Genomic DNA, 25280 nt, shown 5'->3' on the forward strand with positions numbered 1-25280 from the left:
TGGGCGAGACCTGCACCCCCGAGTCAAGAAACAACGAGTCACGTTCGGGCCGCATCGGCTACTTTGCGCGACTCCTGGCGCCCGGCACCGACGCGTCGGCCAGAAAAAGGGGTGATCATTGAGGTTTTCTCAACGAAGATCATTTCCACTGCCCGTTGAGGACGAGCGCGGATCGTGTGATGTCGCCGAACCGGGAGGGACTCAGCGTGACCCGCTTGAGCGCACGCCAGCGCTCCTTGAGCTCGGCGGCAGTACGCTCCCCCAGAGCCCGGACCCCTCGCAGTAGAGCGTTGTGGGTCTGCGTGTCAGCATGAAAATGCAGGTGGGAGCTGCCTTTCGGCTTCTTGTGCGGGTGATGGATGCCGATCCCCGCACCCTGGTACCCGGAGTCGGCCAGAGTGGGAAGGCCATCAGCGGCGGCTTTGTAGAGCGCGGGCAGGCAGTGCTCACGCGCGGCAGTAATGTCAGTCGTTGACCCCGGCTCGGCGTCGCTGACCCACAGCGGCGTACCGTCCGGCGCGGACAGGAACTGTACGTTCGCCCCGAAGGAACGGTGTTTGCCGGAGTACCACGTGTCGACCTGCTTACCCTGACTGTTCACATGGGTGCCGGTGACACGGTCCGTCTCGACCAGCATCCCGTCCAAGACCACGTGGCCAAGGCCCTTGGCCCGGCATTCCTTCAGAACCCGGTGGAGGCCCGGGGCCTGATCGGCCAGGACGTCGATGCCCTCGTGCAGGTAACGGTAGCCAGTGGCCTGGGAGATACCGGCATCACGGGCCAGGCAGTGCACGCAACCATGCTCACGGAACCAGCGCAGCACAAGTACCGCTTGACGGAACGGACCCAGCGCCCGCGAGCCCTGCGGGGTGCCGATCCGCCGCCGGTGGGCCGCCAACAAGCGGGCCAGGAACTCCACCACGTGGCGGGGGACATCGAGCATGGCAGAATAGGTGACCAACGTGAAGCCTCTGGTGCTGTGGACGATCTTGTGGTGAGACCTGTCCTACCAGGGGCTTCACGTCTGTCTGAGGTCAAGGTCGGCCCGTACGATCTCGCGCTCGCTCACAGCCCCCGCTATTTCGCTGAGAAAACCTCATGTGCGCCACGAGGCGCTGTTCAAACACATATCCGAGTGGAGGTGAAAGCAACTCCGCCGCCTTCTCGTCGTAGCGAGAAGGTGAAGCAAGGGGCAGTCTGAAGCGGAGATCGCCGCCAAGGACGGGAAGCAGCCCTGACAATGCCTGGATGGCCCAGTACTACCGGATGGGTCATGCCGCGGTTAGCGAGATGGGACGGTATACGAAAGGAACCGGTGCCATAAAACCCCCTAATTTTTCGCCAGCTCTAACCCGGTGGATCCGGGCTGGAAAGCAGTGCGCATCCACCAACGGAGAGGACCATAGTTCTCTCTCGTGGTGGAAAACTCCCGAGCCGGTATGTGAGATCTGGCAGGGAGGCCCTGGTGAAGGTCTACGGCGTAACCAGGGCGATACTGCGGGGGTAAAGCCGGGTACCTCGCCCGTCGATCGGAGAACAGCGAACGTGGGAACCACCGGTCCTCACTCCCTTCCCTTCTCGATGCCATCGAGAAAGGAAAGGATAGGTGCGATGCTCACCGAAGAAGGCCAGTGGGGCGGAGACGCCGTAGTAGTCCGAGACCGGGAAAGCCGGTCACATGGCGAAGGGCGGCAGCGATTCCAAGGAGAACACAGGTGAATGCAAGATCCGAAGACGCACCGGTGAACACCGGAGCTTCGATCGTATGGCCGGATTCCGATACCGCCTACTTTCGGGTACGGAAGATGCAGACCAAACTCCATCAATGGGCGAAGGAGGATTCTTCACGCAGGTTCGATGACGTATTCAACCTGGTCTATGATCCGGCGTTCCTGGTCGATGCGTTCGAACGCACCGCCCGGAACAAAGGTGCCAGGACAGCAGGAGTCGACGGGGTCACCGTGCACATGGTCCGATCCCGTATCGGAAGGGATGCGTTCCTCCAACAGGTGCGCGACCTGCTCAAAAGCGGGGAATTCCGACCCAGTGAAGTACGTCGGGTGGCGATCCCCAAAGCGGGCGGGAAGCTGCGCAAGCTGGGGATCCCCACCGTGATCGACAGAGTGGTTCAGGCATCACTGAAAGCGGTGCTGGAACCGGTCTTCGAGGCGGACTTCCTTCCCTGCTCCTATGGTTTTCGGCCCAACCGGCGCGCTCAGGACGCGATCGCCGAGATCCACAGCCTCGCCTCACCGGTGAAGAACCACCACTGGGTTCTGGAAGCCGACATCAAAGCGTGCTTCGACGAGATCGATCACACCTCTTTGATGGATAGGGTGAGAGGACGGGTCAAGGACAAGCGGACCAACGCGCTGGTGAAATCGTTCTTGAAATCCGGCGTGATGACACAGTCCGGGAATCGAGAGGAGACCATCACCGGGACGCCGCAAGGCGGAATCCTGTCACCGTTGCTGGCCAACATCGCGTTGTCAGCACTGGACGAATACATCGCAGCGCAATGGGAAACCAGTGCATACCGTAGACGTGTTCGTCGCCAGAAGGGAATCGGTAACTGGAAACTGGTTCGTTACGCTGATGACTTCGTCATCATGGTGCAAGGGAGCCGTGACCGGGCCGAGGTCTTGAAAGAAGAGGTGAGCCAGGTACTGACCCCGTTAGGGCTGCGCTTGGCCGAGGAGAAAACCGGGGTTGTCCATATCGACCAGGGGTTCGATTTCCTCGGGTTTCATATTCGCCGCAGGGTGAAGAGAGGGACCCGACGTCGGTACGTCTACACCATCCCGTCTAAGAAATCCGTTCAGGCGATCAAGGACGGGGTGCGGCGGGCAACGAACAGACCCACCCGGAACACGGCCACCGAACGCAAGATCGCGGAGGTGGACACGATGGTTCGGGGGTGGGCGAACTACTTCCGTCATGGTGTGTCCAAGAAGATGTTCTCCACTGTGGATTCCTTTTCCTGGTGGAGGTTGTCTTCTTGGATCCGCCGCAAGCACTCCAATATTGGTCTGCGTGAGTTGAGGCGGCGGTTCACCGATCGTGGGTGGCGGCTCGCCTATCAGGGATCTGTTTTCCGTGGCGCATCCAACGTCACGGTGTCCCGGTATCGGTTCAGGGGGTATTCGATTCCCACCCCGTGGACCACACGACCTGCAACCTGTTGAGGAACCGTGGAGAGCCCGTTGCGTTGAAAGGCGCACGGCGGGTTCGGAGGGCGGGCCGTGGAAACCTGTCGTGAGTGATCACGGTAAGGCGCCACGGTCCGACCCTACTCCGAACCCGTCCGCACGAAGAGACCGAAACACGGTGAACCGGCGGGCCGTAATAAGCGCCAGCCACAAGTAGCGAACACCCTGTTTCGTGCCGGGTTCTTTAGAGGCTCGGAACCAACGCTTCGTCGTGTGCTGACACCGATTCCTGCCGGTAGAAGTGGTCCTCGAACTCCGCTGGCGGCACCAGCCCGATCTCGCCGTGCAGACGGCGGTGGTTGAACCAGTCGATGTACTCGGCCACCGCGATCTCGACCTCGTCCAACCCCTTCCAGGGCCCGCGGTTACGGATCAACTCGGCCTTGAACAGCGAGTGGAACGCCTCGGCCAGAGCGTTGTCGTAGGAATCGCCGGTGGTACCGACCGAGGCCACCGCCCCCGCCTCGGCCAGGCGTTGGGTGTAGCGCACCGCGAGATATTGCACGCCGCGGTCGGAGTGGTGGACCAGACCGTCGATGCGCCGACCGACATGGGACCGGTTCCACACGGCCATTTCCAACGCGTCCAGGGCCAGGCTGGTGTGCAGCGACCTCGCCACCTGCCAGCCCACCACCCGGCGCGAGTGCACGTCGATGACGAACGCGGCGTAGACCCAGCCCGCGAAGGTGCGGATGTAGGTGATGTCGGCAACCCACAGCTGGTTGGGAGCATCAGCGGTGAACGCGCGTTCCACCAGGTCAGGGCGGGTGTCCGAGGCTGTAGTCCCGACCGTGGTGCGGGGTCCCTTGGTGCGGGAGATGCCGCGTAGCCCGGCCCGTTTCATCAGGCGTTGGACCGTGCAGCGGGCTACCCGGTGGCCTTGGCGGTTCAGCTCTGCGTGGACCTTGCGGGCCCCGTACACGGCGTAGTTGTCGGCGTGTACCTGGTGGATCTTGGCGGTGGTGACCTCATCGGTGCGTGAGCGCAGTGACGGGGCCCGGTTCTTGGCGGCGTAGTAGGTGGACGGGGCGACCTGCAAGACGCGGCAGATCGGCTCGACCCCGAACTCCTGCTGGTGGATGTCGATGAACGCGACTATCTGATGTGTGGGCGGTCGAGCTCCGCCGCGAAAAAAGCCGACGCGGACTTGAGGATGGCGTTGGCTCGCCGCAACTCGTGCACTTCGCGTTCAAGTTCGGCCAGGCGTTGGGCCTGGTCGGTGGTGGTGCCGGGGCGGTCTCCGGCGTCGACCTCGGCCTGGGTGACCCAGTTGCGCAGGGTCTCGCGGTTGATGCCCAGCTGGTCGGCGATACGGGCGATGGCACCGCTGCGGCTGGCCGGGTCCCGGCGAGCGTCCACGGCCATGCGGGTGGCACGTTGCCTCAGCTCATCGGGGTATTTCCTCGGTGCTGGCATGTCTCTCATCCTTCCCAGGTTTGAGAGCCTCCATCACACCCGGCACGAAACACCCACGGCCTTGGCCAGACTCGGGCATATGAGTCCCAGAAAGGCAGATCCCCACACCCGGGCCCACATCGTCGACACCGCCGGCCGCCTACTCACCGACGAGGGCCCACAAGCCCTGTCCACCCGCAGGATCGCCCAGGAAGCGGGCAGCTCGACCATGGCCGTGTACACCTACTTCGACGGGATCGGCGGGTTGGTGCACGCAATGGTCCGCGAAGGGTTCTCCCGCCTCCAGGAACACCTCACCCGGGTGGAGGGCACCGACGACCCCGTCTCCGACCTCGCCCTGCTCGGCAGGGCGTTCCGCCACAACGCCTCGCACAACGAGCACCTGTACGCGGTCATGTTCGGCGGATGCTCCCTGGCCGGGTTCAGCGTTTCCGAGGAGGACAGGCAACACGGCCGCTACACGCTCCGGAACGTGACCGAGTGCGTGCAGCGCTGCATGGCCGCCGGTCGCTTCCACCACGGCGACCCCGAACTGGTCTCCCACCGCCTGTGGTGCGCGGTGCACGGGCTGACCACCCTCGATCTGGGGTCCTACCTCATCCCGCCCTACGACGCGGACCGGTGCTTCGAGGACCAGCTCGTCTCCCTCATGGTGGGCTGCGGCGACCTTCCGGGCCCAGCCGGAGTGTCCGTGGCGGACTCCGCGACGCGCCTCACGGCGTTGACAGCGGCCGGGGCCTGAGAAGCCCGCCGGACAGTCCTGGCGTCAGAGCGGCAGGTTGCCGTGCTTGCGCCTGGGCTGTTCCCTGCGTTTGTCCCGTAGCAGGGCCAGCCCGTCCGCCACCGCGGCGCGGGTGTCCGCGGGGTCGATCACCTGGTCGACGAACCCCTCCTCCGGTGCGCGATAGGGGTGCATCAACCGCTCCCGGTAGTCCGCGACCAGCTCTTCGCGCCGCGCGTCCGGGTCGGCCGCGGCCCGCAACTCCCTGCGGTGGACGACGTTCACCGCGCCCTCGGCTCCCATCACGGCGATCTCGTTGCCGGGCCAGGCCAGGGAGAGGTCGGCTCCGATCGAGCGGGAGTCCATCACGATGTAGGCGCCCCCGTACGCCTTGCGCACGATCACCTGGACACGCGGGACCGTCGCCTCGCAGTAGGCGTAGAGCAGCTTCGCCCCGTGCCGGATCACACCCGCGTGCTCCTGCGCGCTCCCCGGCAGGAAGCCGGGCACGTCCACCAGGGTCACCAACGCGATGTTGAAGGCGTCGCAGAAGCGGACGAAGCGGGCCGCCTTCTGCGAGGCGTCGCTGTCCAACACACCGGCCAGGACCATCGGCTGATTGCCGACCACCCCGACCACCGCGCCGTCCACGCGGGCCAGCGCGCACAGCACGTTGGGCGCCCACCCCTCGTGCACCTCGAAGAAATCGCCCCCGTCCACCACCTCGGCGACCACGTCCCGCATGTCGTAGGGCTTGTTGGGCTCCACCGGAACGATGTCCGCCAGACGCGGGCGCACGTCCTCGCGGGCCCCGGTCGGCGGCTCAGCGGGCGGATGCGAGAGGTTGTTGTCGGGCAGAAGCGAGACGAGATGGCGCACGTCCTCAAGGCACGCGTCCTCGTCGTCGTGGACGACCGCGGCCACACCGGTCCGGCCGCCGTGGACGTCGGCGCCGCCCAACTCGTCGTGGCCCACCTGTTCCCCGCTCACCGCGGCGATCACGTCCGGCCCGGTCAGGTACATCCTCGCCGTGCCACGAACCATGAAGGTGAAGTCGGCGAGCGCGGGTGAGTAGGCGGCCCCGCCCGCGCAGGGGCCGAGGACGACGCTGATCTGGGGGATCACCCCCGAGGCGGCCACCTGCCGCCGGAAGATCCCGCCGTAGCCGTCCAGTGCCGCCACCCCCTCCTGGATCCGGGCGCCGCCGCTGTCGTTCAGCCCGATGAGGGGCGCCCCCGCGTCCAGGGCCAGGTCCATCACCCGGTGGATCTTGCTCGCGTGCTCGGCGCCGAGCGACCCCCCGAGGATCGTGAAGTCCTGGGCGTAGACGAACACGCGGCGGCCCTCGACCGTGCCCGTCCCGGTCACCACGCCGTCGGTGTGCGGGCGGCGGCCCTCCGTGTCCGGACCTGCCTCCCTGCGGCGGCGAAACACCCCGAGCTCCACGAAGGAACCCTCGTCCAGGAGCAGCCCCAGGCGCTCCCGAGCGGTGCGCTTGCCCAGTTCGTGCTGGCGTTCGACACCGTTGGGGTCGCCCGCCTCGATACGGGCCAGGCGGGTGTCGCGCTCCCGACGCAGCTCCGCCATGGTGCGGAGTTCCTCCCCGGCCCCCGGTCCGGGTACGGACACCGGTCGCAGATCGACCTCGGACACGCTCATGCGGTTCTCACCCGCCCGTCGGAGACAGCAGGGGCAGCGCCGGGCAGCCCGTGGAAGGCTCCGCCGTGGAACAGCAGGGCGGAGCCCTCCTCCCCCGATGCCGCTTCGAGCACCCGGCCCACGAACACCGTGTGGTCACCCGCCACGATCTCCTCCGTCACCTCGCACTCCAGCCAGGCGAGCGCGCCGGTGATCAGGGGAGCTCCCGTGCGGGGGCCGGGGATCCAGGCCACCGGTGCGAACTGCTCCCATCCGTGCGGGCGGGCCCGGTCCGCGAAATGGCGGGCGGTCGCCTCCTGATCGGCGCACAGGACCGACACCGCGAAGTGCCCTTCGGCGGAGACGGCCTTGTGCAGGCGTGCCGTACGGCCCACGCAGCACAGCGCCAGGGGCGGTTCGAGGGAGACCGAGCAGAAGGCGTTGGCGGTCATACCGTTGGGGTTGTCGCCTCCGACCGTGAGTACCGTGACCCCGGTGGCGAACGCGGACATCACCCGGCGCAGGTCCGGCATGTCAGCCCACCGCCCCTCGGGCGGCGGCCTCGGTCCGGTAGGGAGCGAGGGCCTCGCGGAGCTCCTCGGGCACCCGGGTGGGAACCGTCTCGGTGTTCGGGCCGCGCATACACGCGATCCGCTGCCTCCCGCGGGCCACCAGCGTCTCGCCCTCCTCCTCCAACAGGAAGTAGTCGAAGGTGAACTGGACCTGGGTCTGGGTGAGCTCCTCCAGACGCATCCGGATCGAGAGCTCGTCGAAGGCCGTGATCTCGGCGAAGTACTGGCAGTCGACCCGGAGCGTGAAGAGCTTCAGGTCGCCGCGCACGTCCGCCAGCACCCCCGGGGCGTGCTCCTTGAGGAACATCTCCCGGCAGCGGCCCTGCCAGCGCAGGTAGTTGACGTAGTAGACGTTGCCCACCAGGTTGGTCTCCTCGAAACCGACTGTGTGGCGGACCTCGTAGTAGTCGGACATCAGCGCTCCTCTCCGGTCAGGACGGCGAACATCGCCGGGTCGGGGTTCCCGTTCAGGGTGGTACTCCACGTGGCGATCCGGGCGTCTCCGGACGAGAGGACCACCCATCCGTGCCCGCCGACCTCATCGAGCGTCAGGGAGCGTCCGGTGCCGCCCGCCTTGCGCAGGCACTCCAGCGCGCCCCACAACCGGGCGGCGGCGACGTGAGGGGACTCCGCGGCCCGCTCGGCGACCAGGTCACGCAACGCCATGAGGCCGCCGCCGAGCAGCCCGGCCCAGTCCTCGTCGGAGCGTTCCCGCACGGTCTCCACGTCACAGGCCAGGCGCCCCCGCCGGCGAGCGCCAGCGTCACCCCGGCGCCGTGCGAGGCGGAGATCACGGCTCCCTCGACCTCGGGACGACCGTCCGGCCGGTAACGGACCCGGACGGGGCGGTTCAGCGCCCGCCCCACCGCCAGTTCGGTCCTGGCCCGGCGCTCCTCGATTCCGCCGCCGGCTCCGGAAGCGGGGTCGGGGTCGACCACGACCGCACGGGAACCGCCGAGCACCCGCTCGAGCTCCCGTTCCAGGTGCGAACCGAGCAGCGCGGGCGCCCAGGGGCCCGCTCCGCCGCTCCTGCGGACCGCGCGCAGCCTCAGGCCCTCCCAGCGTTCGAGCAGCTCGCCGGACGGGGCGCGCACGTCGACGTCGTAGACATAGGAGTCCCCCTCCTGGAAACGCTCACAGGCGTCCAGGAGAACGCATTCGGCCTCTTCCTGGTCCTGGGGGCTGGCCAGGACGATCCGCTCCACCCCTTCGGGCAGGAGTGTCCCGTCGGGGACGCAGGCCTGGAGGACGTGCATGGCGGCGTCCCGCACACCCGGGTCCGCCAGGACCCGTTCCTGGGGGAGGAACGTCCCGAACCAGTGCCCGGGCGAGGCCGTGGACAGCTCGGCGGCCACGTGGCGCGCGCTGGCCCTGCGGTAAGAGAGCAGGCGCTGGAACCTCTTGCCCTGGAAGAGCACGTCCCCGTACAGCTCAGACGGATCGACCGCCACCCGGGGCAGGGGCGGTGAGGGCTCGTCGGCCGACTCGTACCCCCGTTCCAGGTCCGTCCGCGGCCAGCGCAGGACGGCCCGGAAGTGGTCGGCGTCGTACCCGGTCTCCTCACTGCGGACGACGACCTCCACCGACTCCGCGTCGCGCACCAGTGCGGCCACCCGCACGGTGGTCGTCTCACCCGGGCGGACGGCGACGGGCCGCAGGAATCGCGCACCCTCCATTACGGGGGGACCCGTGTGGCCGCTGACCGCAGTCGCAGCCTGCGCCATCGCCTCCATTCCGATAACCGCGGGGAAGAGCAGGTCACCGTCGAGCAGGTGGTCGTCCAAGTAGGGGTCGTCGGTGGCGGACAGGACGGCTTCGGTGACCAGCTCGACTCCGGGGTAGTGGACCAGGACGCGTTCCACGAACCGGCCCAGCGGAAGTTCGCGCTCCTCGGTGGCGAGGGTGGGCAGCCCGCCCGTGCGGCCGCTGACGACCAGCACCGGCCCGACGGAGCGGTCGGCGAGGACACGGTGGAAGATCGCGATACCCTCCTCGGCGGAGACCGGTGTGATGCCGTCGCGCATCAGCGCCTCGACCACGCCCAGCCGCTCCCCCATGCCCGCGCCCGACCAGACCGACCACTCCAGGGCGAGGACGCGGGTGTGCGGGTGCTTGGCGCCGTACTCGACCGTCATCTCGGTGAGCCAGTCGTTGGCCGTGGAGTAATGGGCCTCGCCCCGCAGGCCCGCGCGCCCGATGATGCTGCCGAAGGTGACCAGCAGCCGGAGCCGGTCCGGGTCGAGGGCGTCGAGCACGGCCGTCAGACCGTCGGTCTTGGGAGCGAGCGTGCGCCGGAAGAGCGGTTCGGTCAGGCTTGCCAAGGCGGTCGGTTCGTTGCGCCCCGCGCCGTGGAGTACGGCGGTGACCGGTCCCAGTTCCTCCTCGGCCGCGCGCACGGCGCCACGGACCTCCTCCGGGCGGGTCACGTCCGCCCGGAGGTAGACGAACCGGGCCCCGGCCGCCGACACGCGCTCCAGGTTGGCGGCGAGCTCGGTGTCCTCCTCCGGGGCGGCGCGACCCAGCAGGGCCAGTGCCGACCCGTACTCGGTGGCCAGTGACAGGGCGCACTCGGCGGTGATGCCCTTGCCCCCGCCGGTGACCAGTACGACGTCGTCCGGGCCCAGGGGCGCGTCCCGCGCCGGTTCGGCCGCCAGGGGGACGGCGCGCAGGAGCGGCACGGTGCGGTGCCCGTCCGCGTCGTAGTGGACCTGGGTGAACCCCGTGGTGGCGGCGACTTCGGCGGTCACCCGGTGGACCGCCTCCCGAAGGTCGTCCGCCGAGACGGGCTCGGGGTCGGCCAGCGTGACCACCGTGGTGAGCGTCCCGGGAACCTCCAGGTGCAGCGTCCGCGCCACCCCGGAGGCACCGTAGCCGCCCTGGACCACCACGAACCGGGTCCCGGCTCCGGAGGCCAGCCCGGACCGTGCCGCGTCGAGCAGGGTGCCGACCAGTTCCGGTCCCCCGCCGTCCGGCAGGCAGAGCAGGACTCCCTCGCCCAGCCCGGAGAGGGACCGGCGCAGGGGTTCGGCCAGCGGGTGGCCCGGGGAGGCGTACACGCTCCACCCGCCGTCGGAGGCGGCCCCCTCCTCGGAGCCGGAGCGCGGCGGCACAGGTGCGGCCGCGTGGGCGACCTCGAAGGCGCGGACCCAGGGGGCGGCGCCCGCGGCCTCGCCCGCGGCCGCACCCCCGTCGGCGGTGTCCGCCAGCCCGTCGATCACTCCGGCCAGTTCGCCCAGGGTGGAGGTGGCGTATCCGGACGTCGCTTCGAGCGGTGGCAGACCCAGACGGCGGGTGACCTCGTTGACCACCTGGCCGACCGTGATGGAGCTCAGGTGCAGGTCGTCCAGCGGTCTGGTGTCCGCGCCCACCATGGAGACCGGAAGCTCCACGCGCTCGGCGGCAAGCGTGCGCAGGAGTTCCAGGGTGTCCGCCGCTCCGTCCCCCTGTGTGTCCTGCGCTCCCCGGCCGGAAACGTCTCCGTGCCCGTCTGGCACGGTCTCGGTGCGCCCCACGTCGAGGCCGGGCGCGCTCTCACAGGGGCTGGCGAGGAAGGCGAACTCCTCGGGGAGCTCCCTGAACAGGCGACCGGCGAAGAGTCCTCGCAGGTCCACGGCCGCACCCAGGGAGTAGGCGGCGGCCACCGCCCGCAGGAAGGGGACCAGGGAGGGGGAATCGGAGTCCACAGCGGCGATCGGAACATCCGGGACGGCCGCGGCCGCCAGGCCCGAGAGCACCCGCCCCGGGCCGACCTCGATCATCAGGTCGGCGTCCCGCGCCAAGCGGACCACCGCCTCGTGGAAACGTACCGGGAGGACGACCTGGTCACGCAGGAGCGCGCGCGGATCGGTGTCAGGTGCGAGCTCCTTCCCGGTGACCGTGGAAACCAGCCCCGGGGCCAGAGGTCCGAACCCGGTCTCGGCGAGCCTGCGGTCCAGCACCTCCGCCGAGGCAGCCACCAGCGGTGAGTGGAAGGCGTGGGAGACCCTGACCCGGGTCGCGGTGATTCCCTGGGCGCGTGCCAGCGCGCACACGCGCTCGACCGCGTCGGCGGGACCGGAGACCACCGTCTGCTCCGGGCCGTTGTACCCGGCCACGACCACCTCGGCCTCGCCCTCGACCAGGGCCTCGGCCGCGGCGGGTCCGGTCTCCAGCCCGGCCATGGCGCCGTCCGCCCGTCCGGTCCGCGCCATCGCCCGGCCCCGGGCGGCGGCCAGGTCCAGGATTTCCCGTTGGTCGACGGCACCGGCCCAGTGCAGGGCGGTCAGTTCGCCCAAGCTGTGCCCGGCCGCCCCGTCGGCCCGTACACCGAGATCATTCAGCACGGCCATGGCCGCGAGGGAACCGGCCACGATACGGGGTTGGGCGACCTCGGTCGCGACCTGGTCCCCGCCCTCGGGCAGACCAGCCGAGCGCAGGACGCGGTCGGCCGCGTCGAACCGGCGGCGCAGGGCCCCGGTGCGGCCGGTCCCGGCTCCCTGTCCGGGAAAGAGGTACCGGATGCTGGGTGCGGTGGTGCGGTGGGCGAGGTAGGCACCGAGTTCCGGAGCCATCACCTCCGTCTGTCCGTCGTCCATCCGGGACAGCAGGACGCGCACGGCCCGTTCCGCGGCTTCCGGAGAGGAGGCGACCACGGCCGCGCGCGCCGGGCGGTCACCGGCCCGCTCCGCGAGGGAGGCCGCGAGGTCGGTGAGCTCGGCGTAGGAGAGGCGGGGCAGCAGCTCGGCCAGCTCTTCCAGCCCTCGCCGGACCTCAGCGAGGTCCGTGCCGTCGATCACCAGGAGTTCGGCGTCCTGTCGGCCAGCGGCCAGGGAGCGGGTCCGGTCCGTCAGTCCGGCGCCCCGGTTCCCGGCCGCGGCCTCCAGGGTGATGTGGGTGTTGATGCCGCCAAAGCCCATGGCTGAGACGCCGGCCCGCACGGGGTACCCGTCCGACCAGGCGAGGGGCTCGGTCGGCACCCGCAGGGCAGCCGTCTCCTCCTCCAGCAAGGGGTGCGGGTCGTGGTGGCCGGTGGCGGGCGGGATCACCCCGTTGCGCACCGCGAGGATCGCCTTGATCAGACCGGCGACTCCAGCCGCCGCCTTCGTGTGGCCGAAGTTGGCCTTGACCGAGCCCAGCGCCGCCGGTGGAGCGGAGGGGTCGGCCGCGGCCCGGGCCCCGGAAAGCGCCGCCAGTTCGGTGGCGTCGCCCAGTGCCGTGCCGGTGCCGTGCCCCTCGAAGTAACCGATGGTCTCGATTCCGTACCCGGCTCGGGCGTACGCCCTTTCCAGGGCGAGCCGGTGTCCGCTCTCCTCCGGCCGGGTGATGCCGCCCCGGCCGTCGGATGAAACGGCCCAGCCGGCGATCAGGGCATGAATGCGCCTGCCCTGTGCGATCGCGTCCTCCTCCCGCATGAGGACCAGGGCGCCCGCCCCCTCTCCCGGCCAGAAACCGTTGGAGTCCTTGTCGTAGACCTTCATCTCGCCGGTGGCCAGCGCCCCTGTCTTCGCGAAGCCGATCACCTCGAAGGGGTCGATGGACAGGTCCACCCCGCCGGCCAGGGCGGCGTCCAGGTCCCCCTCGGCCAGGGCGGTGGCCGCGGTGGCCACGGACAGCAAGGAGGAGGAACAGGCGCCGTCCACCGTGTAGCCGCCGCCTCCGAGGTCGAAGTGGTTGCACACCCGGCCCGCGATGGTGTTGGAGAGGCCGCCCGCGAGCGTGTCCTCGTCGATGCGGGGGAAGGGGGCCTTGTAGGAGGCTTCCAGGTCGGCCAGGAACCCCTCGGCCTGGTCCTCGTCCCAGCCGTGGTCGAGCAGGGCCGAAGCGACCGTCCGGCGGACGTAGGGCCAGCGCAGCCGCAGCGTGTTCGCCCGGGAGAATTCACCGGTGAGGCTGTTACCGATCACCACACCGGTGGAACGCCGTGGCAGTCCGTCACCCTCCGGAAAACCGGCGTCCAGCAAGGCCCGGGACATCGTCTCCAACGCCAACCAGTGCGTCATGTCCGTGGAGCGGAAAGAACTCCCGGAAACCCGGTACCTCACCCTGTCAAAAGTGAACCCGCGGAGCACGGCGGCCTTTTTCGAGTAGAATCTGTCCTCAGCGGAGGGATCCTCTGACCAGTAGTCAGAGAGATTCATACGCTCGTTCGGAATTCTACGAAAGGCCCTCCTGCCAGCGAGGACGTTCTCCCAGAGGTCACTGGGGGAATCCGCATCAGGATAGGCCAGACCGATCCCCACAACCGCGATCCGAGTACTCTTCATAACCAACCCCGCACCACCAAGAGAAATATAATAATCCAGAATACCTAGACCAATCATGCGCGACGAATGACTGAATGTCTTCTTCCATCGTGCCGTCAAAGGATTCGCATATTCCATAACAGCGTCATCATTTCCGCGAAACAGGAATGAATCAGCCGGGCAGACCGGAGGCGCGGATGGTGATGTTGAGGCGGCCGTTCAGGCCCAGGGCGGGGTCGGCGGTGCCCGGGCGGGTGCGGGGCACCCCGTGGTAGGCCATGCGGGAGGGGCCGCCGAAGACGAACAGGTCGCCGCTGCGGAGTTCGACGTCGGTGTAGGGGCGGGTGCGGGTCTCGGTGTTGCCGAACCTGAAGACACAGCTGTCGCCGAGGCTGAGCGAGACCACCGGGGCGCGGGAGAGCTCGTCGCGGTCCTGGTGCATGCCCATACGGGCGTCGGCGTCGTAGAAGTTGACCAGGGCCACGTCGTAGGGGTCGCCCTCGTGCGGGGTGCCGTAGGCGGCCTCGACGGCGCGCGCGGCCAGGGCACCGAGCAGTTCGGGGAAGGGTTGGACCGGGGTCCCGTCGGGCAGGGCGCGCGCGTAGGAGTAGGGGCGCCAGTGCCAGCCCAGTGAGGTCATCGAGACGCTCATGACGCCGCCGCGCGGCATGGGGTGGCGGCGGGTCCCGGCGGGGCCCCGGGCCCATTGACGGCAGCGCCCGACCAGGTCGGCCTGGGTCTCGGCGCTCAGCCAGCCGGGCAGGTGGACGGCGCCCGGGGCGACGGTGACGGGCGGTGAGCCGAACAGCGCTTCGTCGTCCATAAGCCCATACTGCCCCGCGCGGGTGACACTTCCGCGCGGGGCAGGGGTGGGTTCGGTTCGGCTCCGCGAGAATCAGCGGCGCATGAGGTCGCGGATGTTGACCACCAGGAGCACGACCACGATGAGCACGATGGGGACGGTGATGGCGATGCGCCAGTCCGCGATGAAGGCGGCCACCACCCCCACGAGCAGACCGATGATCACCGCGGCGATCGCGATCCCGGTGACGTACTGGACGAACTTGCGGCGGGCCACGGAGTCGATCGCGGCGAAGGCCAGCACCACCCCGAGCATGGCCCACAGGGTCATCTGCCCGTCGAGCAGGAACAGGGTCAGCGCCAGCGAGATCAGCAGCAGCGGGGTGCTCAGGGCGACCCACAGGTGCAGGAAGCGGTTGGCGCGTTGCTCGCCCGAGGCGTAGGGCATGTGCGGGGCCTTGAGGTGCCCGGTCGGGGAGGGCACCAGCGGCGTGTCACTCTCCAGGAAACGCAGCAGGGTGTCGCGTTCGTCGGCGAGCAGGACCCGCTTCTCGTAGACCCCCGCGAGTTCCTTCTCCAGTTTCTCGATCCGCTGGGAGTACTCGCGGGCGCGCGGCCGGGAGGCGGCCTCGCGGTCCAGGACCATGCGGGCCGAGTCGAGCCGGCGGAGGTGGTCGCGGCGGCTGACGATGTCGCTGTCGATGTCGCGCAGGCGCGTCTGGAGGCCGCTTACGTGGGAGCGCAGTTCGGCGCGGGCGGCGCTCTCGCTGGGTGCCACCTTCTGCAGGCCGACCCAGGCCAGCGGGTCGGCCCAGGAGCGGCGGATGGTGCCGTCGCGTTCGTAGCGGGGGCCGCTGGGCGCGCGCTCGCCGTCGAAGAAGTCGCGGGTGTCGCGGCCCCACAGGCCGCGGAAGCCGCGCACCCAGGGGGTGTCGTCGTCGATGAGGACGGCGTTCCACTCGCGGTCGCCGCCGGGGCCCAGGCGTTCGCCGTCACCGCGCGCGTAGTCGACGAAGGGCACTCCGATGCCGTGCCGGTTGATGGCGCTGTCCGCGCGGAACAGGCGTCCGGTGAGTCGGCGCCAGCCGCGGACCAGGCCGCGCAGGACCGCGGGGTCGACCTGGATGAGGTAGTCGCCGGGGAGCATCTGGTGCGAGTGCGAGCCCGCGCCGACGTAGATCTTCGGGTGGACGCCGTCACGGTGCAGGTCGGGATCCGCCCAGGAGCGGCGCAGGTCGTCGCCGTGGTACTCGTGCGAGGAGGCGCCGACCCACACCGGGCGGGTGGTGCCGTCGGGGTTCTCCACCACGTAGACGGTGACGCGTTCCCAGTCGGCCTCGTGGTCGTTGACCCCGCCGTAGATGGTGCGCCAGTCGTTCATCGCGTAGAAGAACCAGTACTGCAGGACGATGTAGCCGCCCTCGCGGGTGACGCGCCCGTAGTAGGTGGCGCCGCCGTTGTCCACGCGCTCGCGGTAGCGGGTGACCGCGGCGAAGGTGACGCCGCCGGGGACCGCGCCGCGGATGAGCAGCGAGAGCTTCATGAGGATGTCCAGGACGCGGCCGAGCACGCCCACGGCGGCCAGGCGACCGCTCTTGGGGATGACCGAGCGGGCGATGCCCCTGAAGCGGCGGGCCTCCTCGCGAAGGGTCTCCTCCTGCACGAAACGCAGGTGCTTGTGGCGCCCGGGCCACTCCTCCTCGGCCTGGGAGAGCCGGTCGAGGGTGAGTTCACCGGCGGGGACGATGACGCTCTCGCGTCCGCCGGGTTCCTCGATCCAGAGGCTGCAGTTGCGTACGTAGGCGTCCACGTCGGTGGGGAAGAAGAGCTCCCCCTTGGTGCACATGAGCACCGGTTCGTGGGCACGCAGGAGTTCGAGGTCAGATTTGGCCGCCATGATTTGGACCAAGTTAGTGCATTCGGATGCTTCCCGGTGACACGCAAACACCCAGGTTGACGGGGTGCGCTGACCGTCCGTAGCGGTATCCGCTGCTCGGAACCCCTGTCCAGTTGTGATTACACGCAGATCATAACCGTTTGAAGCTTCGCGTCTAGCCGGATGTGACACAGGTCACACCCACCAGACATGAAGAGACTCCCCTACGCACTACATAGGGGAGTCTCGTGTCAGTGGGTCTAGCGCGTCTCAGCGGCTAGCAGCGCGCGCCACTCGGTAGCGGGGAAGGACAGGTGACCCGCGTCCCGGTTGACCGTGTCTCGCACGTCCGCTCCCGCTGGGGTCTCCCGCACCTCAACACACTGAGAACCCGTGTTGCTGTAGCTGGACTTGTGCCAACCGTCCGTCACTAGATCATCTCCTTCAACAACTGCCGAGACTGTTCCAAGGGGAGAGCGTCAGACAGCACGCGGCGCTCAATCTCAAACAGCCGCTCCAAACCGCTGCTTGCGTCGAAGACCACGTTACCGTTCTGGTGGTCCGAGGAAGCCGCCCGTGTCCCGTCTTCCAGCCTCACAAGCAGCAGTGGAGACGTCACGCCCATCGGGACACCCGGGAGTGGGATCACGTGCACCCGAACCCCGTCATCCATCAACGACACCAGCCGCTCAACCTGTTCACGACGAACCGCGTCCGGAACCATCGACAGCGCTACAGCGGGGAACACCGCAGTGATCTTCGGGTTGTTGCGCTCACGCAGGTATTCGTACCGCTTCGACCGCAGAGCGACTACCCGCGCGACCTCTGACGGAGACCACAACGGTTGACCCTCAGCGAAGATCATTTCCGCGTACCCGGGGGATTGCAGGAGACCAGGGACCAACACCGGGGAAACGTACGTCACCGACGTCGCTGCTTCTTCCAGCTTGCCCGCATCAAGCATCCACGGGAGCAACGCGGAAGGAGACGTGTACGTCTCCCACTTGCGAAACAACGTCCCCTTCAACCCGAGTGCCCCGTCTAGCTTCAACGCGTCATCCCGCACCGGGACAGCGTGGTTGTTCTCCCAGCGGGACAGGGTTGACGCAGAAGTCCCGGCTTCCTTCGCGAGTCGACGAAGTGTGTAACCAGCACGTTTGCGTTCCCGTGCGAGGTATGGACCGAATTCTTGTTCCGTCATGTCCCAGACGCTACGCAGGTTGTCCTACTCAGAACTAGATCCACCGGGGTTAGAAGTCAGTTTCTGTGAAACAACGCGCGGTGGTCTGACGCTAGGTCTATGGACGCACGTGGACAGATTCAGACGCAGACCGAAACCACCGAAACCGACCCGATGACCGAAGCCAAAGACGCATTCATGACCCTGCGGGGGTTGGCGTTCACTGTCGAGTGGAGGCGGTTCCCGTGGACGTACGGTGCGGACGTTGACCGTGCGTTGATCGGACCCCCGTACCTGGGGTACGTCTCACTGGGGCTCAAAGACGAAACCCACTGGGGTTACCAGTCCCGGGACGGTCGGACGTGGCGGTACGTCCCGCGCGACCACGTCGCCCAACTCGTGCGGGAGGTCTGCAACGAGTTTGCGGGGTTCACTCCGCCACTGCCACGCAGGAAGTGACGCAGGAACCGAGAGACCAGCACACCGGCAGGGCTGTTGCAAAGTCGGGGATGAGTAGCGTTATCACTGATCACAAGCCTGCAGCGATCCAGTAGAAGACCCCACACACAACAACGGAGCCCTGGTAGAAGGTCAGGAACTCTCACACCCCTGGCCTCACAAGGACTCCGTTGCGCCCCCAGTCTGCCACGCCCTCTCCCGCCCTGTCCGCGCCCACCGGAGAAGAAGCCGATCCTCGCGATCGGCGGGGCCGCCGCCACCGCCTGGGCTGCATCATCTTGATCTGCCTGTGCGCCGTGCTCTGCGGAGCCCGCTCCCTGACCGCGGGATCGGCCAGTGGGCGCATAACGCACCCCAACACACCCTGGCCCGCTTGGGAGCCCGCATCACCCGCCCCGAACTCGGAGTGCGCACCGCCCCCTCTGCGGCCACGATCCGCAGGGTGCTGACCAGCCTGGACCCCGCCGCGCTGAACCGCATGAGCACCGCCGCCGACCTGGCCGTGCTCATCATCGACGGCAAAAGCGTGCGAGGCTCGCGCACCCGCCGCTCCCAGGCCGTGCACCTACTGGCCGCGATGACCCCCACCGGACAGGTGGCCGCTCAGATCCGGGTGGCGGACAAGACCAGCGAGATCCCCGCTCTCCAGGACGTCCTGGCCGGGATGGACATCGAAGGCACTGTGATCTCCGCTGATGCGGAGTGTGTCAAGTCGAATCGGACAGGGGCAGGTGATCGTCAGGCCGCTTCACGCAGGTCAGCGCTGTGCTGTGCGGTAGGCACGATGTCCGGCTCGTTGATCCACGCGGCCTCGGGAAGAGCAGGAAGCACAGGCCTGCGGGTGAACCGCTGCGGATTGGCCGCGCGAAAGGCCTCAATGGCTTGCGCTCGCTTGTCCTGAATCGCGTGCGCGGTGCCGATATGCACCGTGAAAGGAGTGTGCAGCCCGATCCCGGAGTGGTAGTGCTCGTGGTTGTAGTACTGGAAGAATCTGCGGCAGAACCGCCGGGCTCCCTGAATGGACCCGAACCGGTCAGGAAACGCCGGGCAGTACTTCAGCGTCTTGAAATGCGCTTCGCTGTAGGGGTTGTCGTTGCTCGTCTTCGGCCTGGAGTGCGATTTGGTGATGCCGAGCATGGACAGCAGCTCGGAAACGGGCTGCGATGTCATCGCGGTACCGCGGTCGGAATGGATCACTTCGGCGGCGATCTGGCCGTTGGCCGCGATGGAGTTGGCGATGAACCCTTCGGCGATCTCGCCTGATTCTCTGGTGTGGATTTCCCAGTGCACCACGCACCGGGAGTAGATGTCGATCATGACGTACAGATCGAAGAACCTGCCCGGGCCGGGTCCACGCAGTTTCGTTATGTCATAGCTCCACACCTGGTTCGGGGCGTGGGCCACCAGCTCGGGTTTGGTCTTGGGCGGGTGGGTGGCCTGGGCCCGCCGCTCCCGGCTCTGGCCGCGTTCGCGCAGCAGCCGGTACATCGTGGCCACCGAGCACAGGTAGGTGCCCTCGTCCAGCAGGGCCGCCCACACCTGCCGGGGAGCTTTGTCCCGAAACCTCGTGCTGTTGAGGACTGCGATGATGTGTTCGCGTTCTTCGCTCTCCAGCCGGTTCGGGGGAGGCGTCCTGGCGGGTTCGGTCGGGGCGGAGGGGTTTCGGTCCCGGTTGCGGTAGTGGGTCGAGCGGTTGATGCCCGACAGGCGACAGGACTCTTTGACGCCGGTATGCGGTTCGAGTTGGATTCGTGTGTTCTCGCGAACCTCGGTTACGAGTTCTCCGAGTCCGCGCTCTCGGACACGATCTCCAAGAGCGCGTGTGCTTTTCCCAGGATTTCCATGGCTGCCTCGGTCTGGGTCAGCTTCTTGGACATCCGGGCGTTGTCACGCTCAAGTTTGGCTTTCTCCCGGCGCAGCTGTTCCAGTTCGACCTGTTCAGGTGTCTTCTTTCTGGAAGTCGCCCCGGCCGGTGAGGTGCTCAGTTCGCCGCCATCTCTCTGTTTGCGCCAGAGCTGGATGCTGGAGTCGTAGAGTCCTTCCCTGCGCAGCAGGGCGCCTTTCTCGCCGGCGGGTGCGGTGTCGTATTCCTCCAGGACCCGCAGCTTGTAGGCGTGGGTGAAGGTCCGGCGCTTGGGCCGGGTGGCTCGAGGCCCTTCATCGTTGGTGTGGAGGTCGTGGTTGGTCATCGTCACGGTGGTGGTTGCCTGTTCTCGCCCTGCTTGTGCCAGTTAGTGAAGGTTATCCCTTGGTGTCCCACTTGAGCCTGACACAGAGGGATGCGCTGCACACCCAGACCGATACCGCCCAGCACCTGGTCAAGGAACGCAAGGCCCACTACCTACTCACCGTCAAACGCAACCAGCCAACCTTGTTCAACCAGGTCAAAGCACTTCCGTGGAGGCAAGCGCCCGCCCTGTTCACCGAAGCCTCGCGTGGGCACGGGCGCCAGGAGAGGCGCACGGTCAAGGTGCTCACCGCTCCCCGGATCGCTTTTCCCTACGCCTGCCAGGTGGTGCGGGTGCACCGGTGGGTCAAGGAGGTGGCCACTGGCCGGGTGCGGCGCACCTACGCCTATGTGATCACGAGTTTGTCCGCAGAGCAGGCCGGTGCTGCCCGGTTGGCGGGCCTGGTGCGGGGTCATTGGCGGATCGAGGCGCTGCATCATGTGCGGGACGTGAGCTTTGGCGAGGACGCCTCCAGGGTGCGGTGCGGGAACGGCCCACAGAACATGGCGATGCTGCGCAACCTGACGATTCCGCTGCTGACGGAGCTGGGGATGACCAGCATCCCCGAAGCGATCCGTTGGGTGTCCTACGAGACCTTCACTCGCCCTCTAGAGCTACTCCAGATCCCCTGAACAGGGGCAACGAATCCCTCACCCGACTTTGCAACAGCCCTGGCACACCGGGGGGTTGCTGGTCTCTCTTCATGCCTATGAGCATCACTCTAAGTAGCTACACGAACACCCGCGGAGCTTCGTCCTGGTGGTGAATCATCACGCTGACCAGGGAAGGAACGGGTTCGGGACGTTTCGGCCGCATCCAACAGCAGTCCCACTCAAACCTGAACATTGGTTGACGTGGGAAAACTAACTGCGTGTACCGTACGCAATTAACGCAACTGGTGTCACCTCGTGCCACTCCAAGCCGCATTAAGGCAACGCATGTCACCTCACAAGGGAGCGCGTCCGCTACCTGGGGAAACACTGTTTCGTGTGAGTCTCAACGAGTCTCAGAACCTTCTTCACATAAGCCAGACAGGTATTCCTTTGGGGAGTACCCGTTTTCCTCTTACGGGGGAGAGCGGCCCGGAACGACTCACACTCACACCCCGGGGTGTTGGTGGTGTTGGACCCTCAGCCACCTTCACATAAGGCCGGGGGTGTTCCTTGAGGGGGACGTGTTTTCCCCTTGTGTGGGACGAGCGGGGGTCCGTGCCCCAACAACCACCAACACGCAGGAAGCAGGAAGGTGCAGGAACCTGGAACACCCCTAGCACATGGAGAACTGGGTACTTCTTGGGAAGGACCCGTTTTCCTCTTACGTGGGAGCACCGGGGGTTGAGCGTCCCTGCACCTTCCTGCTTCCTGCGCTCCGCTTCCTGGACACGTCTTCCAGTGCGTCACCCCGTACCCGCTGGTGTCGACAGGGTCCCGTTCCAAGTCTTAGATAACGATTCCATAACGAGAATTGACTTCGTGGTACAATAGTGGTATAGCGAAACACTCTCAGAAGGGAGACACCATGAAGGACACGAAGGTTCCCCGGTCACCACGGCTGAGGCAACGCGCTGTCGAGGCGTACACCCTCTACAGCGAAGGCGTTCACGTTGACGTGATCGCTCGGACGTTCGAGGTAGCGCAGAGCACCGCGTACGCCTGGATCGATCAGGGTCGCGCTCTGGTCGCTCTGGAGAAGCAACACCCCGGGATCACTGGGCTCGTGCCCGGAGGGCACGAGACTGAGGTCGTGTCATGACTCAGAACGTAGAGGCTTGGGTGTCACCCCAGACCGAAGACGAACCGCTGTCGGCACGTGACCGGATTCTTGAGATCGCACGCGGACGCAACGCTGTTCTAGAGCACCGCGTGCGCGTGCAAGCGCTGGTCGCACAGGTAACCGCGATGCGTAACGCAATCTCCGAACACGTCGAGCTGCTGATGTCGCAAGGCAAGACCTTCGAGGAAGCCCGACGCATTGCAAACAAGCGCGTAGACGACTACGAAGCAACCGCGATGGCAGCACTGAACAAGCAAGCCCCCAACAACACGAAGGACTAACCATGAGTACGAAGGACAAGCTTCTAGAAGCCCTAAGGGGAACGTACGACGCTCAGCGCGACGCAGACGCCCAGGTGCAGAAGAGCCACGCAGAGGGCAAGGCAAAGGTCGAAGCGGCCATTAGGGAGCGTTCTCGCGAGCTTGCAGAGGTTAACCACGGGATGACCGTTCACCAGGCACGGGAGATTGCAACCCGGGAGATCCAGGCGGCTCGTGCCGCTGAGCACGCGAAGGCTGACCGGGAGCGTGTCGACGAAGCCGTACGGGACATTGAAGCCCGTGACCGTGACTCGATTGCTGCTGACTCGCTACGCGACAAGCTTCGTGCTCTTGCGACGCGACCCGCTGACTTCGACCAGCGAGTAGCTGAAGAGAAGCAGCGTCGCGCTGTAGAAGCCGCTGCCAACGAAGGCTAGTCAGTTACCCGGGTGGATACCTGGGAGTCCCCTACAAGCCACGCTGAGAGTCGTTCGGACGAACACTCACAGCCTTACACCCCCGTTGGTTGAGCGCCGCAGGATTGCGTAGACGCTCCCACACAGAACCAAGGCAGCGGTCTTCCTCCTTCCCGCACATGCCGCGTACGTCGATTTGAAAGCCCGACGTACATTCCCAGGATGACCCGGGGCACGGAACGGGACCGTGCCCCGGGACTCCACCCCTAGAACTTCCATGCGAACGGGAAGCCCGCATGGATCACTCTTCCGGGGCTGGTTCTCTTACCGGCTGACCAGCCCCGGATACCCCCTTCACCTGCGAAAAGCCGGTGTGTATTTCGTCAGAGCCCTCTTGCTAGAATAGAAGGCAGAGGGTAAAGCACGCGGAACCACAGAGTTCCGGGTCACCAAACACCTTCTAGGAAGACCCCCGGGTGAAGAACACCAGTTCCCGAGAGTCCAGGAAAGTAACCCGGTAGCAGTACCTAGGAGACCAAGTCATAGAGACTTGATGGATCTCCCGCTCTTAGGAGCGAAGTCGGATTCAGTTCCGCCACCTGTGGGTGCCTCAGAGAATCACTAGCCGCTACTAAGCGGCTTCACTTTGATCCTTACTCGTTCTACGTGAACGAAAACCCACAGGAGTTACACCATGCGTTACAACTGCTCTGAAGCTACGGCCGCTGCGTTGCGGTCTGCCGTAGCCAATCTGTCGATTCGCACCCGGCGTTGGGGTGTCGATGACCCCCGCACTATCGAAGCGCGTTCCGAGTGGAACCGGCTTAGGACGCTTGCGCTTCTTGAGACTGCCGAGGATACCTTTTCTTACCTGGCGACCGATGACCGCACCCGTTTCGCTCGCAAGCTGACCGAAGCGGGGGTGGCCTGAATGTCGAATTTCATCGCTGTTGAGTTCAATCCCTGGACTGTTCCTGTCACCAAGCCCCACCGAACCGGTGAAGAGGTTTGGTTTATGGACCTGACCGTGTCCACGGAAGACATTGACAATGCGTATGAGTTCTTCTGCGTGGAAGAGCGCGACCTGATCGACGTTGCCAACGATCGACTACGGGAGGAACGCAAGTGAATCCCTGGATCCGAGGAACCCTGATCGGGGTGGTCATCCTAATGTGCCTGGGAGCGCTGGTCGTGAATTTTACGACCATCACCACGTGGCTGGTGGCTCTTGGGATGACCCACCCGGTTTACTCGAAGATCGCTGCCTTGTGCATTGACGGCTTGCTAGTCCTGGGGCTCTTTACCCACATGATGGATCCGAACCTGGATTCCCTTGGGGGCTTCTGGGTTGGACTGGGATTGACTCTGGTGTGCACCGGGATGGTCGGCTTCATTGCTTCGGGGTGGTTGGGAGCGTTCGCGTTTTCCATTCCGGTTATCACCCTGGTGATGTCGGAACGAATCGTTCTCCGGATGATCCGCCCCAAGGAACTGGGAGACGTTTCCCAGGTTGCCACCAACCTCGACCAGATCGTTTCTGAGCTTCGGGTGGTTCCTGGCAGGAAGCCCGGACGCGCCACCATTGCCCGTGAATACGGGTTGAGTGAAACCGACGCTCGGTACGTAGCGGCCGAGATCAAGAGGGAGGTGTGACGATGACCGAACCGATTGAGGTTTCCTGCGAATGCGGGGCGACCAAGGGTGAGGCGTGTCGGACCTTCTCTTTCGGGAGTTACCACAGGTCGCGAGTCCAGAAGTCTGCCAACTGGGAACGCTCACTTGAAGCCACCCGGAAGAAGCGGACTGCCTCCCTGAACAAGGGACGCAAGGTTCAGATAGTCGAGCCCCTTGGGGACAGTTCGTTGGTGGAAAGCTTCACCCTGACTGTCAGGTGTCCAGCTAGACAATGCAAGGCTGCTCCGGGCAACCCTTGTACGGGTCGTGTGGAATGGCACGCGCAACGATCCAAGCGGGGTGCGGAACTGAAGGCTCGATACGACAACCAAAACGAAGGATGAACATGGATACCAAGACGATTTACACCCCGCTTCCCAGCTTCGAAGACTGTTACCTGTCCAGGGTGTGTCCCACCTGTAAGGCGCGACCCTGGATTGACTGCGACGTCAAGCGGGGAAACCGGAAGATGCACCTAACCCGCACCCGGGGTTCCAACAACAACGGACGCTGGTCTCCGGAATACAAGTTCGTTGAAGAGCGCGAGACCGGTAAGCGGTACGACAGCATCGACCCGCACCGCGTGCGGGTGTGGCACGTTTCCAAGCGGGTTTTTACCGTGGACGAAAACGGACGGCACGTGCGAGACATCGAAAACTCCGAGCGTGTCGTACCCGCTGACGAAATGGTCTGGACCGACGACACCAAGACGGTGATGGTCGTTCCCGACGAATAACTGACCATTCGGTCAGCGAACGATACAATTGAATAGCGGGATCCCCCACGGTCCTTGGAAACAACAAGGGGGCTTCCTCCCGAAGGAAGAAGCCCCCTTA

Annotated in this window: 25 protein-coding genes and 1 other annotated feature; of the genes, 13 read left to right on the top strand and 12 right to left on the bottom strand. The window is 66.2% G+C overall.

Annotated elements, in window-relative coordinates; all coding sequences use genetic code 11:
- Window positions 1–139 precede the first annotated feature (139 nt).
- Complete coding sequence (locus HNR07_RS10145) at window positions 140–961, bottom strand: transposase family protein (protein ID WP_184364562.1); 822 nt, start codon at window positions 959–961, stop codon at window positions 140–142.
- Window positions 962–1715: 754 nt separating this feature from the next.
- Between HNR07_RS10145 and ltrA the strand changes: the two genes are divergently transcribed.
- Entirely contained in the window at window positions 1716–3185 is a 1470-nt protein-coding gene (gene ltrA / locus HNR07_RS10150; RefSeq protein ID WP_221318691.1) for a group II intron reverse transcriptase/maturase, read from the top strand.
- Between the two features lie 208 nt (window positions 3186–3393).
- Here ltrA and HNR07_RS10155 read toward each other — a convergent pair.
- A protein-coding gene (locus HNR07_RS10155; RefSeq protein ID WP_246420228.1) for an IS3 family transposase occupies window positions 3394–4625 on the bottom strand; the annotation gives its coding sequence in 2 pieces (ribosomal slippage) (window positions 3394–4340 and window positions 4340–4625; 1233 coding nt in all).
- Window positions 4234–4347, bottom strand: a sequence feature (AL1L pseudoknot). It overlaps the preceding gene by 114 nt.
- 79 nt (window positions 4626–4704) lie before the next feature.
- Here HNR07_RS10155 and HNR07_RS10160 point away from each other — a divergent pair.
- Window positions 4705–5367, top strand: a complete 663-nt coding sequence (locus HNR07_RS10160; RefSeq protein WP_184364563.1) for a TetR/AcrR family transcriptional regulator — start codon at window positions 4705–4707, stop codon at window positions 5365–5367.
- A gap of 24 nt (window positions 5368–5391) precedes the next feature.
- Here HNR07_RS10160 and HNR07_RS10165 read toward each other — a convergent pair whose 3' ends face one another.
- The 8 genes from HNR07_RS10165 to HNR07_RS10200 all read right to left on the bottom strand — a co-directional run bounded on the left by HNR07_RS10165 (window position 5392) and on the right by HNR07_RS10200 (window position 17655).
- Complete coding sequence (locus tag HNR07_RS10165) at window positions 5392–7005, bottom strand: acyl-CoA carboxylase subunit beta (RefSeq protein WP_221318771.1); 1614 nt, start codon at window positions 7003–7005, stop codon at window positions 5392–5394.
- The gene (locus HNR07_RS10170; RefSeq protein ID WP_184364565.1) at window positions 7002–7517 is read right to left on the bottom strand and encodes a flavin reductase family protein; all 516 of its coding nucleotides are present in this window, start codon (window positions 7515–7517) and stop codon (window positions 7002–7004) included. Before HNR07_RS10170 ends, HNR07_RS10165 begins: the two co-directional genes overlap by 4 nt.
- Window position 7518: 1 nt before the next feature.
- On the bottom strand, window positions 7519–7971 hold the full coding sequence (locus HNR07_RS10175) for an acyl-CoA thioesterase (RefSeq protein WP_184364566.1): 453 nt from the start codon (window positions 7969–7971) through the stop codon (window positions 7519–7521).
- A 133-nt stretch (window positions 7972–8104) separates the two neighbouring features.
- The gene (locus HNR07_RS10180; RefSeq protein WP_312893725.1) at window positions 8105–13915 is read right to left on the bottom strand and encodes a type I polyketide synthase; all 5811 of its coding nucleotides are present in this window, start codon (window positions 13913–13915) and stop codon (window positions 8105–8107) included.
- Window positions 13916–13949: 34 nt separating this feature from the next.
- Window positions 13950–14600 (bottom strand): alpha-ketoglutarate-dependent dioxygenase AlkB family protein, encoded by a 651-nt coding sequence (locus HNR07_RS10185; protein ID WP_184364567.1) that lies wholly within the window; start codon window positions 14598–14600, stop codon window positions 13950–13952.
- A gap of 72 nt (window positions 14601–14672) precedes the next feature.
- Complete coding sequence (locus HNR07_RS10190) at window positions 14673–16475, bottom strand: hypothetical protein (protein WP_184364568.1); 1803 nt, start codon at window positions 16473–16475, stop codon at window positions 14673–14675.
- Window positions 16476–16714: 239 nt separating this feature from the next.
- Window positions 16715–16885 carry a DUF397 domain-containing protein gene (locus HNR07_RS10195; RefSeq protein ID WP_184364569.1) on the bottom strand — a complete coding sequence of 57 codons (171 nt, stop codon included), beginning with the start codon at window positions 16883–16885 and terminating at the stop codon, window positions 16715–16717.
- Window positions 16885–17655 (bottom strand): helix-turn-helix domain-containing protein, encoded by a 771-nt coding sequence (locus HNR07_RS10200; protein WP_184364570.1) that lies wholly within the window; start codon window positions 17653–17655, stop codon window positions 16885–16887. The genes HNR07_RS10195 and HNR07_RS10200 overlap by 1 nt, the downstream gene beginning before the upstream one ends.
- 99 nt (window positions 17656–17754) lie before the next feature.
- On the opposite strand from HNR07_RS10200, the gene HNR07_RS10205 reads away from it, so the two are divergent.
- A complete protein-coding gene (locus tag HNR07_RS10205; protein ID WP_246420230.1) occupies window positions 17755–18093 on the top strand; it encodes a hypothetical protein in 339 nt (112 codons plus the stop codon).
- Window positions 18094–18263: 170 nt separating this feature from the next.
- Complete coding sequence (locus tag HNR07_RS34860) at window positions 18264–18542, top strand: transposase family protein (RefSeq protein ID WP_246420232.1); 279 nt, start codon at window positions 18264–18266, stop codon at window positions 18540–18542.
- 289 nt (window positions 18543–18831) lie between these two features.
- Here HNR07_RS34860 and HNR07_RS10215 read toward each other — a convergent pair whose 3' ends face one another.
- On the bottom strand, window positions 18832–19842 hold the full coding sequence (locus tag HNR07_RS10215) for an IS3 family transposase (protein ID WP_184371167.1): 1011 nt from the start codon (window positions 19840–19842) through the stop codon (window positions 18832–18834).
- Window positions 19843–19865: 23 nt separating this feature from the next.
- On the bottom strand, window positions 19866–20282 hold the full coding sequence (locus HNR07_RS34320; RefSeq protein WP_221318652.1) for a hypothetical protein: 417 nt from the start codon (window positions 20280–20282) through the stop codon (window positions 19866–19868).
- A 71-nt stretch (window positions 20283–20353) separates the two neighbouring features.
- Here HNR07_RS34320 and HNR07_RS10225 point away from each other — a divergent pair, with 71 nt between their 5' ends.
- From HNR07_RS10225 to HNR07_RS10260, 9 genes are all read left to right on the top strand, one after another.
- Window positions 20354–20953: an ISAs1 family transposase gene (locus tag HNR07_RS10225; protein WP_376769914.1), complete on the top strand. Its 600-nt coding sequence runs from the start codon at window positions 20354–20356 to the stop codon at window positions 20951–20953.
- Between the two features lie 886 nt (window positions 20954–21839).
- Complete coding sequence (locus HNR07_RS10230; RefSeq protein WP_184364571.1) at window positions 21840–22073, top strand: hypothetical protein; 234 nt, start codon at window positions 21840–21842, stop codon at window positions 22071–22073.
- The gene (locus HNR07_RS10235) at window positions 22070–22375 is read left to right on the top strand and encodes a hypothetical protein (RefSeq protein WP_184364572.1); all 306 of its coding nucleotides are present in this window, start codon (window positions 22070–22072) and stop codon (window positions 22373–22375) included. The genes HNR07_RS10230 and HNR07_RS10235 overlap by 4 nt, the downstream gene beginning before the upstream one ends.
- Window positions 22376–22377: 2 nt before the next feature.
- A complete protein-coding gene (locus HNR07_RS10240; protein WP_184364573.1) occupies window positions 22378–22791 on the top strand; it encodes a hypothetical protein in 414 nt (137 codons plus the stop codon).
- A 673-nt stretch (window positions 22792–23464) separates the two neighbouring features.
- Window positions 23465–23701 (top strand): hypothetical protein, encoded by a 237-nt coding sequence (locus tag HNR07_RS10245; protein ID WP_184364574.1) that lies wholly within the window; start codon window positions 23465–23467, stop codon window positions 23699–23701.
- A complete protein-coding gene (locus HNR07_RS10250; protein ID WP_184364575.1) occupies window positions 23702–23899 on the top strand; it encodes a hypothetical protein in 198 nt (65 codons plus the stop codon).
- A complete protein-coding gene (locus HNR07_RS10255) occupies window positions 23896–24423 on the top strand; it encodes a hypothetical protein (RefSeq protein WP_184364577.1) in 528 nt (175 codons plus the stop codon). Before HNR07_RS10250 ends, HNR07_RS10255 begins: the two co-directional genes overlap by 4 nt.
- 2 nt (window positions 24424–24425) lie before the next feature.
- Complete coding sequence (locus HNR07_RS36285; protein ID WP_425572593.1) at window positions 24426–24788, top strand: zinc finger domain-containing protein; 363 nt, start codon at window positions 24426–24428, stop codon at window positions 24786–24788.
- Between the two features lie 2 nt (window positions 24789–24790).
- Window positions 24791–25180: a hypothetical protein gene (locus HNR07_RS10260; protein ID WP_184364579.1), complete on the top strand. Its 390-nt coding sequence runs from the start codon at window positions 24791–24793 to the stop codon at window positions 25178–25180.
- Window positions 25181–25280: the final 100 nt, after the last annotated feature.

Origin of the sequence: Nocardiopsis metallicus, from assembly GCF_014201115.1 — a bacterium.
Lineage (GTDB): Bacteria > Actinomycetota > Actinomycetes > Streptosporangiales > Streptosporangiaceae > Nocardiopsis > Nocardiopsis metallicus.